The organism is Methanocella sp. (assembly GCF_035506375.1).
Lineage (GTDB): Archaea > Halobacteriota > Methanocellia > Methanocellales > Methanocellaceae > Methanocella.
Window position 1 is genome coordinate 1 of sequence record NZ_DATJPM010000078.1, and the last position, 14,485, is coordinate 14,485.

A 14,485-nucleotide genomic window follows, 5' to 3' on the forward strand; every position below is an offset into this window, starting at 1 on the left:
AAGCCTCCCGAAGGCACGAGCCTCCCGAAAGGGATTGAAACACGAGAGACAGCATGTATAACTGGAAATACATGCCGTTCTCGTGTTTCTAATTATTAGTGTTTTAGAGCCGTTCGGGAGGCCGACATTAACTTGAACAGGATAATCGGCCAGCAGGATAGTCTCGTCAAAATGGAGCTAAACATATCCGAGTTCGGGGAACTGGTGAGCATATGAGTGGGCTTTCGGCTGGTACAGGCCCTGCGGCCGTCGGCATTGGGGGCGTCATATTCATTCTCCTTGGCCAGACGACATTAGGAGTCGCTCTTCTAATATTTTCTGGACTCATATCTCTTGGATATGCGTTCATAATGAAAAGTTAGACTGGGACCTACCCCTTTTTTTAGGTATCGAATAAAGCCCCGTTCGGTTTTGAAGTAATCTATTGACAATAAATAGTATATAGAGAAATCTTTTAAATTAACTTTTGATTATAAAGTATTAAAAATCGAATGGGGGATAATTTTGAAATTAACATACATAGCATCTATATTATTGTTAATTATTACTATATCGGTAGCTGGATGTTGTTGTTGCACTGGAAGCCAGATAACATCAACACCTACTATCCAACCAATAACGAATACAATTGGTCTTAGTAAAGAAAACCCCGCACCATTAGGCACAACTGTCACATATACACCGAAAGATTGGGCATCGAGCCTATATGGATCGACCTACAGTATCACACTCGAGGATGTAACGAAAGGGGAAAATGCTAATGATAATATGTTGGAAAAGAATAGTTTTGAAAAGCCGACAAGCACGACAGATGACTTTCTTCTTGCTAAGTTCAAAATAACTATACTTTCATCAACCATTAGTGGTGAATCATTTAAAATATATAACTATGATTTTAGGGCGACATCACACGATGGGGGCCGTGTTTTCGAAAACAATTATTGGACATATGACCCGTCAATTGATGGCGAACTATACAGTGGCGGTACGGTTGAAGGATGGGTCTGCCTAGAAGCAGCTCAGGACGAACAGCACCCGCTCATCGTATTTGACAGGGACTATAACGGAAAAGACGGTGTGTGGTTCAGCACGGGATAAAATGAAAATTTCTTATGGTGATATAATGAGCGATATTATAGCAAGTGCAACAGGTCATTTTGCTTCGGTTGAACTTTTTGAAAATAGGATTGTTATTACACATTATGATTGGCACGAATATGAAGATCTTAATATCCCTGGTAAAAAAACAATCCTTCTTAAAGATATAGAAAAGGTGAACTACTATGTTCCGCAAGGCGCTTTTTCAACGGGTTCCATTGAGTTTATATCGAATAATCCCAGTGAAATACAGAGGAAGCTCGAGCTAAAATCATTAATGACGGAACAATCAGTACAAGGCAGTTACAATAGATATGATGGTGTGCCACTAGAAAACAAGATTAATTTCACTAGCTTGTACACACAAAGCTTTTCCAAGGTAGTCGAGAAGTTAAAAGAAATGGGCGTACCCGTAAACATATTATTAACCGAACCTTTCGCAAAATTATTGGGTCCAAATGCACCGAATGATGATCCATTTTCCCGGTAACTGAGTTGATATCATGAGTGAGAGGGTATATTATATTTGTCCATTTTGTCGTAAATCGTTAGAATATAATGAATACTAAGAATGTAAATGTAATAACTGTGGAGACTTAGACTCCATAATCAAAGTTTCCCCAGTGTCCTCGAATGGATGGTATAAAGATTTTAATCTGCAGATCATAAGAGCGAATCTATTCAACAATGTCATCCTATCTTTGATTACGGCTGACTCTTAACTGTGGGTAGCATGACCACGAACCGGGCGCCCTTCGCGTGGTCGCCCACGACACGGTCCTCGACCCAGACCCGGCCGCCGTAGCTGTCCACGAGCGATTTGACCAGGTAGAGTCCGAGGCCCATGCCCCTCGTCGAGCCTTTATGCATACGGTTGAATATGTGGCCTTTCTTCTCGTCGGGGATGCCCGGGCCGTCGTCCTCGACGATGACGCGGCAGCAAGCTCGGCCATCCTCAGCGACCCGGTCCACGTCGATGACAATCTGTGCCGGCGTGTTCGTGTGCCTGATCGAGTTGCTCACCAGGTTCGCGAACACGTCATGCAGCAATTCGTTCGCCCGGACATAATAGTGCTCCCGGCCGTTCAGGTTCAACACGACGGGCTTATCGGGCACATCCCCGAACTCCCGCTGCACCGTCGACACGACACCGGCCACATCAACCCTGCACGTCTGGAACAACCCATCCCTGTGCCTCTGCAGCTTCCTCACATTCTGGATCAGCCGGGCGCTCCGCTGCAACACCTCGATAGATGTCCTGAGCATATCTCTCTGACTATCCCCCATGGCCATCCCCTCGGCCAACTCCAGGTAGCCGAGCACGATCTGGTGCATGTTATTGATGTCGTGGCCCATCAAATCCAGGTAGAGCTCGGCTTGCTCTTTGGAATCTAGTAGCGCTGCCTCGGCCTGTTTGCGTTCGGTGATATCCTTTCCTGACGAGCTAATGAACTCTTTATCCCCGGATCTGATAAAATTGACCGTGATCTCAACCGGGTAAATACGGCCATCTCGGGACCTGTGCGTTGACTCGATCAAGAGGTGGCCCTTTTCCCTAACCTCCCGCCAGAACACCGGCCAGCTTTCCAGGGAGAAACTCGGGTCCACGTCGGGGACTCTCATAGATAGGATCTCTTCACGGGTGTAGCCCAACGCCTTGATGGCAGCATCATTGACATAGATGATCCTTGCTTCCGAATCCAGCCATACGACCATGTCACTTGAGATTTCCAGGGTAAACTGCGCTAACCTCAGGGTCTCTTCGGCCTGCCTGCGATCAGTGACGTCGCAAATGAACGCACCGAAATTCATACCATTCGAGGTTCTGATAGGGAAGACCATTATTTGGACTATCCGCCTTTTACCATCGGGGCGCTGTAGCATAATGTCGCACGGATTGTTGATCCAGGGCGAGGACCCGGTCCGGAAGAGATCCATTATTTCTGCTTTCATCTGCTCGCGCATCGCCTGAGTCCTCCCGCCCGTCGGCATCAATTCAACATTAAAATCCCATACATATTTTCCGAGCCAGTCTGCAGCGTAGAGCCCCGTGCTCTCTTCTCCCGCCGGGTTGAAATCGATGATGGTGCCACAATTGTCGATCAGGAGAAACCCGCTCGATGATTGCTTAATGATGCTATGGTACCTTTCCTCACTCTCCAGCAGTGCTATCTCAGCCATCTTTCTATCAGTGATGTCCCGGTTGCTTGCCCACCGGCCGAGCCACTCACCATTCCTTCCGAACACGGGCTGACATAAGTGGTTGAGCCAGCGGGTTTCCCCATTCGCCAACACGATCCGGAAATCGATGCTTCCGATGAAATACATACTCTTAACGTAATCGCTTCTATGACCCTCGTATGCTGCCCGATCATCCGGGTGAATCAGCTTGATCAGCAGGCCAGGGTCACGATAGAACTCGTCTGCACTATGCCCGGTCATTTGCTCGCAGGATGGCGAAACATAGACATACTCTCTTCTCGGGCTCATCCAGCTTTCCCAATCCTTGGTAAAATCGGCCATCAGCCGGAACTTCTCCTCGCTCTCCCGCAACGCCTCCTCGGCCCGCTTGCGCTCGGTGATATCCCGGATCACACCCTGATAACCTTGAAACCGACCGCGCCGATCAACGATTGGCTTACCTTTGATTTCCACGATGATATTGCTGCCATCTTTCCTGATCAGGACACTCTCGATGTAATCAAACCCGTCCTTCGAAGCAATGCCCGTGTCGATCGCCTTGAACAACCGGTCTTTTTCTCCGGGTGGCATAAAATCGAACGCCGATTTGCCAACGACGTCTTCAGGCTCGTACCCAAGCACATCCATGATCCTCGGGCTCGTGTACGTGCACACGAAGTTTTCGTCGACCTCACAAATCCAGTCACTAATCTCGTTAACCAGCCGACGATACTTTTCCTCACTCTCCCACAGCCAATCCTCGGCCCACTTGCGCTCGCAAACATCCGATGGACTGACATCCTCCTGCTTTAACCTGAGCTCATTTTCCAGAATAGCGATACGATTTTTTAACTCATCGATTAGCCTGTCCTTGTCTCCGGCACCTACACTACCACGAGTACCTCCAGACTTCTTCTTGGGCCCTGGTTTCGCAGCCATACCCAACGACCGCCAATCACTAAACAACAAGTGTTAGCCCTTAAAATATATAATAATGTCGTGATATGCAGATATAACGAATCTCAATCTACTTACTGGCGCCTTCAGGAAGAACTTTTCTTCGATCTGCTGACCCAAATTATTATACCATCCAATCGAGGACACTGGGAAGACATCGATCATCCACCGAAAGTTATCTCAATGCGATATTAAAAGCATCATTACTTACAAAAAAGTAAAGCTGGTTTTTTATTTATTTAAACTTGATAAAAGTGGGCTGAAAAATGGAAAAATCGCCCTTCCGGGCTGGAAGGGCTATTACCTATCGTGGGATAGCCCCGTTCGGATTCGAACCGAAGTCCAGGGATCCAGAGTCCCCGATGATTGACCACTACACTACGGGGCTATTTTGCAACCATAATGTTGTATGCTACCATATAATGTTTTCGCTTATCACGGTTATGCTGCTCTCAGGTCCCGGGAAGTAAAACATTTATTCGATAAGCGCTTATTGAATACTTAATATAAAACACAGGATGGCCGACTCACTAAACAGGCGAATACTTCCCGTTTAGCCAGAGACAAAGCGGGAAAGTTAATTATATATTTCACATAAAATAATATTATTATGCAAGAGTTCATCGAAGAAAAACCCGACTGGCTAAGGATAAAGCCGCCGAAGACTGAGAAATATAGGATCGTTAAAAAGACGCTGGCAGAACTGGGCATTAATACGGTCTGCACGAGCGCAAAATGCCCTAATACTTTCGAATGCTGGGATAAAGGCTCGCCCACCTTCCTGATCCTGGGGGCCGTGTGCACTCGTGCCTGTCGTTTTTGTGCGGTCGCGCATGCGCGGCAGGGGCAGGAGATCGACCCCGAGGAGCCGGCCGCCATCACAGAAGCCGTAAAAAAGCTGGGGCTATCATACGTGATCATGACATCTGTCGACAGGGACGACCTGGAGGACTATGGGGCCGGCCATTACGCCGCCTGTATTCATGCAATAAAGACGCTGTCTCCGGATATACGGGTCGAGGTGATCATACCGGACTTCGCCGGCCGCGTGGACCTTCTGCGAAAGGTCATCGATGCGGGGCCCGACGTGATCGCCCATAATGTCGAGACCGTGGAGCGGATATCGCCGACGGCACGGGACCGGAAGGCCGGGTATTACCGCTCGATCGACGTCCTGAGGAACGTAAAACGCTATGAGCCGGGCGTCCGGACAAAATCCTCGATCATGCTCGGGCTCGGCGAAGAGGAGGACGAGGTGAAGGAGACGATACGGAGGCTTCACGAAGCTCGCGTGGACGTGCTCACCATGGGCCAGTACCTGTGTCCCGGTGATACCTGCCTGCCCGTCCAGCGGTATGTATCCCCGGAAGAGTTCGGGCGGCTGAAGGCCTTTGCCGAGTCGCTGGGATTCAGGGCCGTCGCCGCGGGGCCATTCGTCAGGAGCTCCTATCGCGCGGCCGAATATTTTAAGGAACGATAGAGGATGCTCGACGACCAATACCTGTACAGGCTCGAAAAAGGAGAGACATTTCATATCATAGACCAGGATGGGACGGCGAACGAGCTGGACCCGGGCCTGCCGCCGGATATGCTCGTTAAAATGTACCGGATGATGGTGCAGGCCCGGATGTTCGACGAGAAGGCGATAAAGCTTCAGAGGGCCGGCCGCATGGGGACATACCCGCCGCTGAGCGGCCAGGAGGCAGTGCAGGTCGGCAGCGCCTTCGCGCTGGACGACGCGGACTGGATGGTGCCCTCGTATCGTGAGGCCGGGGCCATGATGGCCAGGGGCGTGCCCATGAAGCTCCAATACATGATGTGGATGGGCAACGACCTTGGTAACCGGATCCCCGACGGTGTGAACTGCCTCCCTATATCCATCCCCGTGGGCAGCCAGATGCTGCACGCTACGGGCATGGCCTGGGCGGCGAATATTCGAAAGGAAAAGAACGCCTTCTTATGCTATTTTGGCGACGGGGCCACGTCCCGGGGCGACTTCCACGAGGCCCTGAACTTCGCGGGCGTCTTTCAGGTCCCCGCCGTCTTCCTGTGCTCGAACAACGGCTTCGCCATCTCGACGCCGGTAGTCCTGCAGACGCATGCGGAGACGATCGCGCAAAAGGCCATCGCCTACGGCATCCGGGGCTACCGCCTCGACGGCATGGACGTGCTTGCTTCCTACGTGCTGGCGAAGGATGCTCTCGACCGGGCGAAGAAAGGCGAAGGCCCGGCGCTCATCGAGGCGCTCTGCTATCGTTTCGGGCCGCACACGACGGCCGATAACCCCGACCTTTATCGTGATAAAGAAATGGTGGAAAAGCTTAAAAGGGAAAATGACCCGGTCCCCAGGTTCAGGAACTACCTGGCGAGAAAAAAGCTCTGGGATGACGCCAGGGATAAGGCGCTCATCGAAGAGATCGATAGCCTGGTCGATGCAGCAGCCAGAGAGGCGGAGCAGGCTCCGCCGCCGAAGTTCGAGGGCCTCGTTAAAAACGTGTTCGCGCAGGTGCCCGCCTACCTGGAGGATGAGCTCAATTACTTTAAGAAAGTCTCGGGAGGCGGCGGACAATGATGATGAATAACGTCCAGGCCGTAAATGACGCGCTGATGTACGAGATGGGACGCGACCCCTCGGTAATGGTCATAGGCGAGGACGTCGGCCGGGAAGGCGGCGTTTTCCGGGCCACGGCCGGCCTTCAGCTAAAATATGGCAAGGCCAGGGTGGTCGATACGCCGCTATCGGAGAACGGCATCGTGGGTACGGCAGTCGGGCTGGCTCTGAACGGGATGAAGCCCGTCGCGGAGATACAATTTTCCGGGTTTGTGCTGGCCGCATATGACCAGCTAATGTCCCATGCCTCGCGCATGCGGCAGCGCTCCATGGGAAGGTTCCACGTGCCCATGGTCGTGCGAATGCCATTCGGCGGCGGCGTGCGGGCGCTGGAGCACCACAGCGAGAGTGACGAGACCATCTACGTACAGATCCCGGGCCTGAAAGTCGTCGCGGCCTGTACGCCGACCGACATGAAGGGCTTGCTGATCTCTGCGATCCGGGACCCGGATCCAGTCGTTTTCCTCGAGCACATACGATTATACAGGGCCTTCCGGGAAGATGTGCCCGAAGGCGAGTTTACAGTGCCCATCGGAAAGGCACGCGTGGCTCTGCAGGGCAAAGACCTGACGATACTTGCCTGGGGGGCCATGGTCAATGTTTCCCTGGAGGCGGCAAAACTGCTGCGGAAGGAGAACATCAGCGCCGAGGTCGTCGACCTTCGGACGCTGAAGCCGCTGGATAAGGAGGAGGTCTTAAACTCCGTGAAGCGTACGGGCAGAGTAGTCATCGTGGAGGAAGCGCACAGGATATCGGGCTTCGGCTCCGACCTGAGCGCCATCATCTCCGAGGAAGCAATGCTGTACCTTAAAGCGCCGATATTACGGGTATCCGGCTATGATATCCGGTTCCCGCTCTATAAGCTGGAGGACGAGTACCTGCCTGACCCGCATCGGGTCGTACTGGCGGCAAGGGAAGTCATGAGTTTTTGAAGGTGAAAGATTGGCATACGAGTTCAAGCTGCCCGACCTGGGCGAGGGCATAACGTCCGGCGAGATCAAGAAATGGCACGTGAGGAAGGGGGAGAAGGTCGGGGAGGATCAGACCATCGCCGAGGTCGAGACCGATAAGGCCGTGGTCGAGCTTCCGTCGCCCGTTACCGGCATTGTCGAGGACCTCAGGGCACCTGAGGGTAATAAGGTCAATGTCGGCGAAGTAATCGCCGTCATCAAAGAAGAAGGGGCGCCGGAGGCGCCAGCACAGCCGAAGGCCGAAGAGACAGCGCAGGAAGCCCGTAAGCCCGAGGTCCAGGCGCCACCGCCGCCAGCCGAAGCGAAGAAAGTACCGGCCCTTGCTACGCCCGCTACCCGGATGCTGGCGAAACAGCTTAGTGTCGACATCGATACCATTAAAGGCACCGGGCCCATGGGCCGTATCACCGACGAGGACGTGAAAAGTGCGGCACAGATGCCCGTGGAGAAAAAGCCGGAGGCTCCGCCGGCGCCGGCTCCTCAGAAAGCCATGGGCAGAGAAGAGCGCATACCATTCCGGGGCATCCGGAGGACTATATCGGAGAACATGATGCGCTCCGTATCGCATACCGCCCAGGTGACGCTGGTCGACGACGCCGACCTGACTAAGCTCGTAGAAATACGTGAGCGCATAAATAAAAAGCTGGGCGGGGAGGCCAAAATCAGCTACCTCGCCTTTTTTGTCAAGGCCGTGGTCGCCGCCCTCATAGCCCACCCTGTACTAAACTCCAGTTTAGACGAGGAGAAGGGCGAGATCGTCATAAAAAAATACTACAATATCGGCATTGCGGTAGATACCGACCGGGGCCTGATCGTCCCGGTCCTCAAGGACGCCGACAAAAAGAGCTTAATTGATATCTCAAAGGAGCTCGTCCACATCATCGAGCTGACGCGGGACGGCAAGATCGGCGTGGAACAGCTCAAGGGCAGCACGTTCACCATCGCGAACATCGGCAGTATCGGCGGGCTCTTTTCAACGCCCATCGTCAACTATCCAGACGTAGCGATCCTCGAGATGCAGCAGATACGGGATATGCCGAGGGTCGTGGACGGTAATATCGTCATCCGAAAGGTCATGTACCTGCCGCTCACCATCGACCACCGCATCGTGGACGGCGCGGACGGCCAGCGCTTCTTGAACGACCTGAAGCGGTTCCTGGAAGACCCGGAGCAATTGCTAGTGAGTATGGTGTAGCATGGTCGTCGGGGATATCGAGACAGGCACGGACGTGCTCATAGTAGGGGCCGGGCCCGCCGGCTATACCTGCGCGATCGCAGCGGCCCGCCAGGGCCTCGATGTGACGCTCATAAATAAGAACGAGCTGGGCGGCGTGTGCCTGCATAAGGGCTGTATACCCGTCAAGACGCTGCTAAACGTTTACCGTCTGGCCGGGGATTATAAGGGTGCAGCCTCCATGGGCCTGAAGGCGGATGCCGTCTCAGTCGACCGCCAGAAAGCGCTCGAATGGAAGGACTCGGTCGTAAAAAGGCTGGAAACAGGCATCCGGGAGCTGTGTACGGGCAGCGGTGTCCAAATCATGGAAGGCTCCTGCGCGTTCCTTTCATCGTCCAGGGCGGTCGTTAACGGCCCTTCGGGCACGCAGCACGTACAATTTAAGCGGGCGGTCATTGCGACCGGTGGCAGGCATAAGCCTTTGCCTGGCCTTCCCTTTGACGGCAGCCTGGTCATTAATCCGGACGAGGCGCTGGATATGCCCGACGAGGGGACGGTCATACTGGGCGGCGGCTATGCGGCCCTAACGATCGCGGCCCTCATGGCGTCGCAGGGGAAGAAATTCACTATCGTCCATAAGGGCGACCTGATATTATCGTTCCTGGACGAGGAGATCCTTGAGCCTGTGCTGAAAAAGTTCAGAGATAATGGCGTGGGTATCTACTCCGCCTCCTCCTGGAATGTAAAAAAGTCCGGCGATAATGTGTATATTGACTTTGATAGCGGCGGTAAGAAAGAGACGATCAAGGCGGCCAAGCTCATTCCGGATAACGGGATGATCGGCAATACGGACGGCCTGGGCCTGGAAAATACGGGCGTGAAGACCGTCCGGGACGGTTTTATCGAGGACGGCGAGAACTATCGGACCGGCGACCCTTCTATTTATGCCATCGGAGACGTGTGCGGCATGCATGGAAACGCCTGTACGGCATACAGGCAGGGGCAGTCTCTGGCGGATATACTGGCGGGGAAGCCTGGCCTGCCGGACTATTTTGCGACGCCTTTAACGATCTCGACAGACCCGGAGATCGCCTCGACAGGATATTCAGAGGAAAAAGCACGGGACTCGGGCATCGAAACTATCGTGGGCAGGTTCCCGTTCACGGCCAGTGGTAAGGCCGTTTCAACGGGAAAGACGTCCGGCTTCGTAAAAGTCATCGCCGAAAAAATCTCTCACCGGATACTCGGGATTCATGCCGTAGGGCCCGATGTATTCAATATTTGCCAGGAGGGTGCCTTCGCCATCGAGATGGGAGCTCGACTGGAGGATGTCGTTTTGACCCTTCACCCGCACCCGACTTTATGCGAGGCGGTGCGGGAGGCGTGCGCCGATGCCATCGGCATGTCGACGAGCATCACTGAAAGAAAATAGGCGTATTATCTGGAAAAGTTCCATTCGTAGCTTTCGTATTTTCGGATATTTTCCCCGGCAAGGGAATGTTCCGCTTCGCTGAGTTCCCCGAACTCCCATTCCTTTCCCATGGTAAAAGCCTTGAGTAAGGCATCATACAGGTCTTCCATGGATGCGCCGCATAATTCCCGGACACAGGCGACGCCATCACCGAACATGGCGGCGGGCTTATCGGAAAGTTTGAGTTTTGAGGGCTTGAGCACCGAGAACATCGTCGAGCGGTCCAGGCCATAGAGGATGGTGCCATGCTGGGTCAGGACGCCCTGCCTTCGCATCTGGGCACTCCCGGAGATCTTACGGCCGCCTACGATGACATCGTTGATCGGCCGGAAAGATGCTTCGATGCCGATGCCGGCAAGCCCGCGTATCAGACAGGAGCAGATCTCCCGATACGATTCCCGGATATCCTTCGAGAAGAGCGATTCGGGGGCGATGACCGCGTACGTGATCTCGCCGGCGGGATCGTGGTAGACGGCGCCGCCGCCCGTCCCGCGCCGCACGAAGTCGATGCCCAGCCTGCGGCAGGCGTCCAGGTCGATCTCGTCGCCCGCACACTGGAAACAGCCAATGGTCACGGCGCCGGGAGACCACCGGTAAAAGCGTATCGTCGGGGGCGACAAATCCTCTCTGACCAGCGAGGAGATCGCCTCGTCGATGGCCATGTTCTCGGCCGCGGAATAAGAGTTAAGATCTATGACCCGCCACATCGACGGCACCCCGGTACAATCGGGCTATGATGGGGACGTCCAGGCCCACAAGCTGAAGCCGGTTCTCGCTGACCGCCGCCTCGAGGGCTGACACGACGGCGTCGAGCGGCTCATCGCCGCGGAGACTGGAAAGTGTATTTTCAATTATGAGGATGCCTTCCCCGGGATATATAAAAAAGTCCCCTGACAGCATGACATTGCCCATCTCATCTATGCGTAGCCGGGCCAGCTTGCCGCCCGGCGCCTTCGCTTCCGTCACGAGCTCTCGGTCGGCAGGCCGCTCATCTTCCATTCCCGTATCCCGCCCTTATAATCGCGGACGTTCATAAAGCCCATTTTTGCCAGCATCTTTGCCGCGCTGCTGCTCGCCGAACAGACGAAGCTGTCGCAATAGACGATGAGCTCTTCGGCGGGCTTAAAAAGTGTTTTAGCCTTATCCAGCTCGTCCAGCGGAAGGGATATCGCTCCCTTGATGTGCTCCTTCGCATAGTCCTCACGGCCGCGCACGTCGATCAGCTTGAACGGCCCGCTGCCCTCGAGGGTCCGCTTTAAGTGCGGCAGGCTGATGAATTTGATCTGCTCGGTCGCCATCGCATCACCTTGATAATTATATATGTATGTATACAATAAAAGTTTGTGGCCTGCGGGAAAACCGTTAAAGTCACATATATAATGGCCATTTCTCCGAAGTTCTGCCCACTAATTCATAAATATATAATTGACGCAATATATTTTGTAAACAGAGTATACCCTGGGTGATACCGGGGTGTGGGTAATTGAGGAGGTAATATTATGAGGAAAATAGGGGTAGCCCTGGTCATTTTACTGCTGTTGGCCTTTTTCACGGCATCCCAGGCGGGCTTCGCGATGACCACCAGTAACATCCTGGGTCAAACGAGCATCGGCAAGTCCAAGGCAACGCTGAACGACATCCAGAAGAAGCTGACATCCGGCAGCTCGGACATCGCGAAGCAGAGCCAGCTTATGGACGCCTACGCGAAGTACATGGCCAAGCAGACGATGGGCAACGTAACTAAGAACATCAATACCGGCAAGAAAGCGGCCAAAGCCACTATCAAGGCGCCTTCGACAGCGGGCATGTCCGTACCGACGCAGGGCATCGGCGATGCCATCAAGGCGCTGGGTAACGTCGAAGTGAGCATGAAGTCGCCCGCGAGCATGGCAAAGGGCATGCAGATGCCGAAGCTTGCCGTCATGAAATAAAGCCAGACGACTTTGGGGAGCCATCCTCAAAGTCGTTTAAAAAAATTTATGCAGTCTTGATCTTCGCCACGTCTTCCAGCCCAAGCTCTTTCGTGGAGATCTCCCGCATCTTGTACTTCTGGATCTTGCCGGAGATGGTCATGGGGAACTCGTCCGTGAACTTGATATACCGGGGTATCTTGTAGTGGGCGATCTTGCCCCTGCAGAATTCCTTGATCTCATCGGACGTCACGGCCGTATCGCCCTTGAGCTTGACCCAGGCCACGAGCTCTTCGCCATACTTCATGTCGGGGACGCCAATGACCTGCACGTCGCTGATGGCCGGATGCTCGTAGAGGAACTCTTCCACTTCTCTCGGGTAAATGTTCTCTCCGCCCCGGATGACCATGTCCTTCAGGCGGCCGGTTATCTTACAGTAGTCCTCGTCATCGAGAGTGCCCAGGTCACCCGTGTGTAGCCAGCCCTCCTCGTCGATCGCCAGGTCAGTCGCTTCCTTATTCCTATAATAGCCCCGCATTATCATGTAGCCCCGGGCGCAGATCTCGCCAGGCTGGCCCCGGGGGACCATCTTTCCGGTCTTGGGATCAACGATCTTTAGCTCGCAGTGGGGCATGGGCTGCCCGACGGTCGAGACGCGCTTATCGAGCGGATCGTGCGTCGATGACATCGTGAGGCCCGGCGACGATTCAGTCTGACCATAGGTAATAACGACCTCATTCATGTTCATGAGCGTGCTGACCTTTTTCATGTATTCGATGGGGCAGGGCGAGCCCGCCATGATGCCGGTGCGCAGGGTCCTGAGGTTGAACTTTTTAAAGTCCGGGTGCTCCAGCTCGGCGATGAACATCGTGGGGACGCCGTGGACGGCAGTACACTTCTCTTTCTCGATCGCCGTGAGCGTCGATACCGGATCGAAGTGCTCGGCCGGCAGCACCATGGTCGCGCCATGGGTCATGCAGGCCAGGTTGGACAGCACCATGCCGAAGCAGTGATAGAAAGGCACCGGGATGCATAGCCTGTCCTTGTCGGTGAAGCTCATACACTCGCCGATAAAGTAGCCGTTATTGACCAGGTTATGGTGCGTGAGGACGACGCCCTTGGGGAAGCCGGTCGTGCCCGAAGTATACATGATATTGATGGGGTCGTCGAAGTCCAGGGCACACTGCAGGCCGCAGAGCACGCCATCCGGCATGTCGTCGCCCATCCTGAGCAGCTCGTCCCAGGTGAGCATGCCGGGCTGCTTCTCGCCCCGGATGAGGATGACAGTCTTCAGGAAAGGCAGGTTTTCGGAGTTAAGCTGTCCCGGCTTCGAGGCCTTTAATTCGGGGCAGACCTCGTTGATCATGCCGACGTAGTCCGACGTCTTGAACCTGTCAATGAGAAGTAACGCCTGGGTCTCGGACTGGCGCAGCACGTACTCGAGCTCGTGGGTACGGTAGGCCGGGTTAACGTTGATCATGATGATGCCCGCCTTTGCCGTCGCGACCTGGACCATGACCCATTCGGCAATGTTCGTAGCCCAGATAGCGACCCGGTCGCCTTTCTTGAAGCCTAAGCTTAATAAACCCTTAGCTATCCTGTTGATCTCCTTCTGGAACTCGCGATAGGTGTATCGCTTACCCTGCTGAAGCGATACAAGAGCGTCGTTGTCGGGGTAGGTCTCGGCGACCTCGTCGAACATATCGCCGATCGTCTTGCCGATCAGCGGCTTTTCCGAACCCCTGAACGCATAGCTTAGGGATACTTTTCCTGGCATTTCCGTCCCGTCCGATTATATTTATGCCTCAATAGGCGGCCGCATATTTTCTTTTTGGGCGACAGCCTGATATATGACAGCATATGTCATTCTATCGATATGGCTTCCCGTATTTAAATTTACCCTGAATACCAAGGATAAACATCGCCCGAAATGCGGCCGAAAGGCGTTATGGATTTTAGAAAAGTATCATTAAAATATCTTTCGCTTATTGAGTAGAATGATGAATAATAATATATTGAATCTTTAACTATTATTAATTTAAAAACCCATTTCTTTATATAAGCTCGTTCATTTTCTTGTAACGGTTTAATTGTATTTACTCTATTAATAAC

14 protein-coding genes and 1 tRNA gene are annotated in these 14,485 nt (G+C 53.6%); 8 read left to right on the forward strand and 7 right to left on the reverse strand.

The genetic code is table 11. The features are described from left to right. Positions 1 to 504: 504 nt before the first annotated feature. Both VMC84_RS10710 and VMC84_RS10715 read left to right on the forward strand, forming a co-directional pair. Positions 505 to 1,098: a hypothetical protein gene (locus VMC84_RS10710; protein ID WP_325380466.1), complete on the forward strand. Its 594-nt coding sequence runs from the start codon at positions 505 to 507 to the stop codon at positions 1,096 to 1,098. A 25-nt stretch (positions 1,099 to 1,123) separates the two neighbouring features. Then, positions 1,124 to 1,588: a hypothetical protein gene (locus tag VMC84_RS10715; RefSeq protein ID WP_325380468.1), complete on the forward strand. Its 465-nt coding sequence runs from the start codon at positions 1,124 to 1,126 to the stop codon at positions 1,586 to 1,588. A gap of 215 nt (positions 1,589 to 1,803) precedes the next feature. Here the strand turns inward: VMC84_RS10715 and VMC84_RS10720 are convergent, their stop codons facing one another. Together VMC84_RS10720 and VMC84_RS10725 are read right to left on the reverse strand one after the other, a co-directional pair. Beyond that, positions 1,804 to 4,218: a PAS domain S-box protein gene (locus VMC84_RS10720; RefSeq protein WP_325380470.1), complete on the reverse strand. Its 2,415-nt coding sequence runs from the start codon at positions 4,216 to 4,218 to the stop codon at positions 1,804 to 1,806. 333 nt (positions 4,219 to 4,551) lie between these two features. After that, positions 4,552 to 4,624, reverse strand: a tRNA-Gln gene (locus VMC84_RS10725). A gap of 222 nt (positions 4,625 to 4,846) precedes the next feature. Here VMC84_RS10725 and lipA point away from each other — a divergent pair. Genes lipA through VMC84_RS10750 form a run of 5 tightly spaced genes read left to right on the forward strand, consistent with a single transcriptional unit; the run spans position 4,847 to position 10,424 of the window. After that, a complete protein-coding gene (gene lipA, locus VMC84_RS10730; RefSeq protein ID WP_325380472.1) occupies positions 4,847 to 5,716 on the forward strand; it encodes a lipoyl synthase in 870 nt (289 codons plus the stop codon). Between the two features lie 3 nt (positions 5,717 to 5,719). Continuing rightward, positions 5,720 to 6,808, forward strand: coding sequence for a pyruvate dehydrogenase (acetyl-transferring) E1 component subunit alpha (gene pdhA / locus VMC84_RS10735; protein ID WP_325380474.1), 1,089 nt, complete (start codon positions 5,720 to 5,722; stop codon positions 6,806 to 6,808). Next, positions 6,805 to 7,779 carry an alpha-ketoacid dehydrogenase subunit beta gene (locus VMC84_RS10740; RefSeq protein ID WP_325380476.1) on the forward strand — a complete coding sequence of 325 codons (975 nt, stop codon included), beginning with the start codon at positions 6,805 to 6,807 and terminating at the stop codon, positions 7,777 to 7,779. The genes pdhA and VMC84_RS10740 overlap by 4 nt, the downstream gene beginning before the upstream one ends. 10 nt (positions 7,780 to 7,789) lie before the next feature. Beyond that, on the forward strand, positions 7,790 to 9,013 hold the full coding sequence (locus VMC84_RS10745) for a dihydrolipoamide acetyltransferase family protein (RefSeq protein ID WP_325380478.1): 1,224 nt from the start codon (positions 7,790 to 7,792) through the stop codon (positions 9,011 to 9,013). A gap of 1 nt (position 9,014) precedes the next feature. Further along, positions 9,015 to 10,424: a dihydrolipoyl dehydrogenase family protein gene (locus VMC84_RS10750; RefSeq protein WP_325380480.1), complete on the forward strand. Its 1,410-nt coding sequence runs from the start codon at positions 9,015 to 9,017 to the stop codon at positions 10,422 to 10,424. A 5-nt stretch (positions 10,425 to 10,429) separates the two neighbouring features. Here VMC84_RS10750 and VMC84_RS10755 read toward each other — a convergent pair whose 3' ends face one another. From VMC84_RS10755 to VMC84_RS10765, 3 genes are read right to left on the reverse strand one after another with little or no spacing between them, the layout of a single operon-like run. Then, complete coding sequence (locus tag VMC84_RS10755; protein WP_325380482.1) at positions 10,430 to 11,170, reverse strand: biotin/lipoate A/B protein ligase family protein; 741 nt, start codon at positions 11,168 to 11,170, stop codon at positions 10,430 to 10,432. Beyond that, the gene (locus VMC84_RS10760; protein ID WP_325380484.1) at positions 11,148 to 11,462 is read right to left on the reverse strand and encodes a hypothetical protein; all 315 of its coding nucleotides are present in this window, start codon (positions 11,460 to 11,462) and stop codon (positions 11,148 to 11,150) included. Before VMC84_RS10760 ends, VMC84_RS10755 begins: the two co-directional genes overlap by 23 nt. Beyond that, positions 11,426 to 11,761 (reverse strand): rhodanese-like domain-containing protein, encoded by a 336-nt coding sequence (locus VMC84_RS10765; protein WP_325380486.1) that lies wholly within the window; start codon positions 11,759 to 11,761, stop codon positions 11,426 to 11,428. The genes VMC84_RS10760 and VMC84_RS10765 overlap by 37 nt, the downstream gene beginning before the upstream one ends. 201 nt (positions 11,762 to 11,962) lie before the next feature. Between VMC84_RS10765 and VMC84_RS10770 the strand changes: the two genes are divergently transcribed. After that, positions 11,963 to 12,394 (forward strand): hypothetical protein, encoded by a 432-nt coding sequence (locus VMC84_RS10770; protein WP_325380488.1) that lies wholly within the window; start codon positions 11,963 to 11,965, stop codon positions 12,392 to 12,394. 46 nt (positions 12,395 to 12,440) lie between these two features. Here the strand turns inward: VMC84_RS10770 and VMC84_RS10775 are convergent, their stop codons facing one another. Both VMC84_RS10775 and VMC84_RS10780 read right to left on the reverse strand, forming a co-directional pair. After that, positions 12,441 to 14,150 carry an AMP-binding protein gene (locus VMC84_RS10775; RefSeq protein ID WP_325380490.1) on the reverse strand — a complete coding sequence of 570 codons (1,710 nt, stop codon included), beginning with the start codon at positions 14,148 to 14,150 and terminating at the stop codon, positions 12,441 to 12,443. A 119-nt stretch (positions 14,151 to 14,269) separates the two neighbouring features. Beyond that, the coding region (locus tag VMC84_RS10780; RefSeq protein ID WP_325380492.1) for a hypothetical protein at positions 14,270 to 14,485 on the reverse strand (216 nt) is incomplete at its 5' end.

What these genes read in the sequence shown, in the direction of transcription:
- VMC84_RS10765 (WP_325380486.1), bottom strand. Translation starts at nt 11,761, where the DNA reads ATGGCGACCGAGCAGATCAAATTCATCAGCCTGCCGCACTTAAAGCGG.
- VMC84_RS10770 (WP_325380488.1), top strand. Translation starts at nt 11,963, where the DNA reads ATGAGGAAAATAGGGGTAGCCCTGGTCATTTTACTGCTGTTGGCCTTT.
- VMC84_RS10760 (WP_325380484.1), bottom strand. Translation starts at nt 11,462, where the DNA reads ATGGAAGATGAGCGGCCTGCCGACCGAGAGCTCGTGACGGAAGCGAAG.
- VMC84_RS10720 (WP_325380470.1), bottom strand. Translation starts at nt 4,218, where the DNA reads ATGGCTGCGAAACCAGGGCCCAAGAAGAAGTCTGGAGGTACTCGTGGT.
- VMC84_RS10775 (WP_325380490.1), bottom strand. Translation starts at nt 14,150, where the DNA reads ATGCCAGGAAAAGTATCCCTAAGCTATGCGTTCAGGGGTTCGGAAAAG.
- VMC84_RS10740 (WP_325380476.1), top strand. Translation starts at nt 6,805, where the DNA reads ATGATGATGAATAACGTCCAGGCCGTAAATGACGCGCTGATGTACGAG.
- lipA (WP_325380472.1), top strand. Translation starts at nt 4,847, where the DNA reads ATGCAAGAGTTCATCGAAGAAAAACCCGACTGGCTAAGGATAAAGCCG.
- VMC84_RS10715 (WP_325380468.1), top strand. Translation starts at nt 1,124, where the DNA reads ATGAGCGATATTATAGCAAGTGCAACAGGTCATTTTGCTTCGGTTGAA.
- VMC84_RS10750 (WP_325380480.1), top strand. Translation starts at nt 9,015, where the DNA reads ATGGTCGTCGGGGATATCGAGACAGGCACGGACGTGCTCATAGTAGGG.
- pdhA (WP_325380474.1), top strand. Translation starts at nt 5,720, where the DNA reads ATGCTCGACGACCAATACCTGTACAGGCTCGAAAAAGGAGAGACATTT.
- VMC84_RS10755 (WP_325380482.1), bottom strand. Translation starts at nt 11,170, where the DNA reads ATGTGGCGGGTCATAGATCTTAACTCTTATTCCGCGGCCGAGAACATG.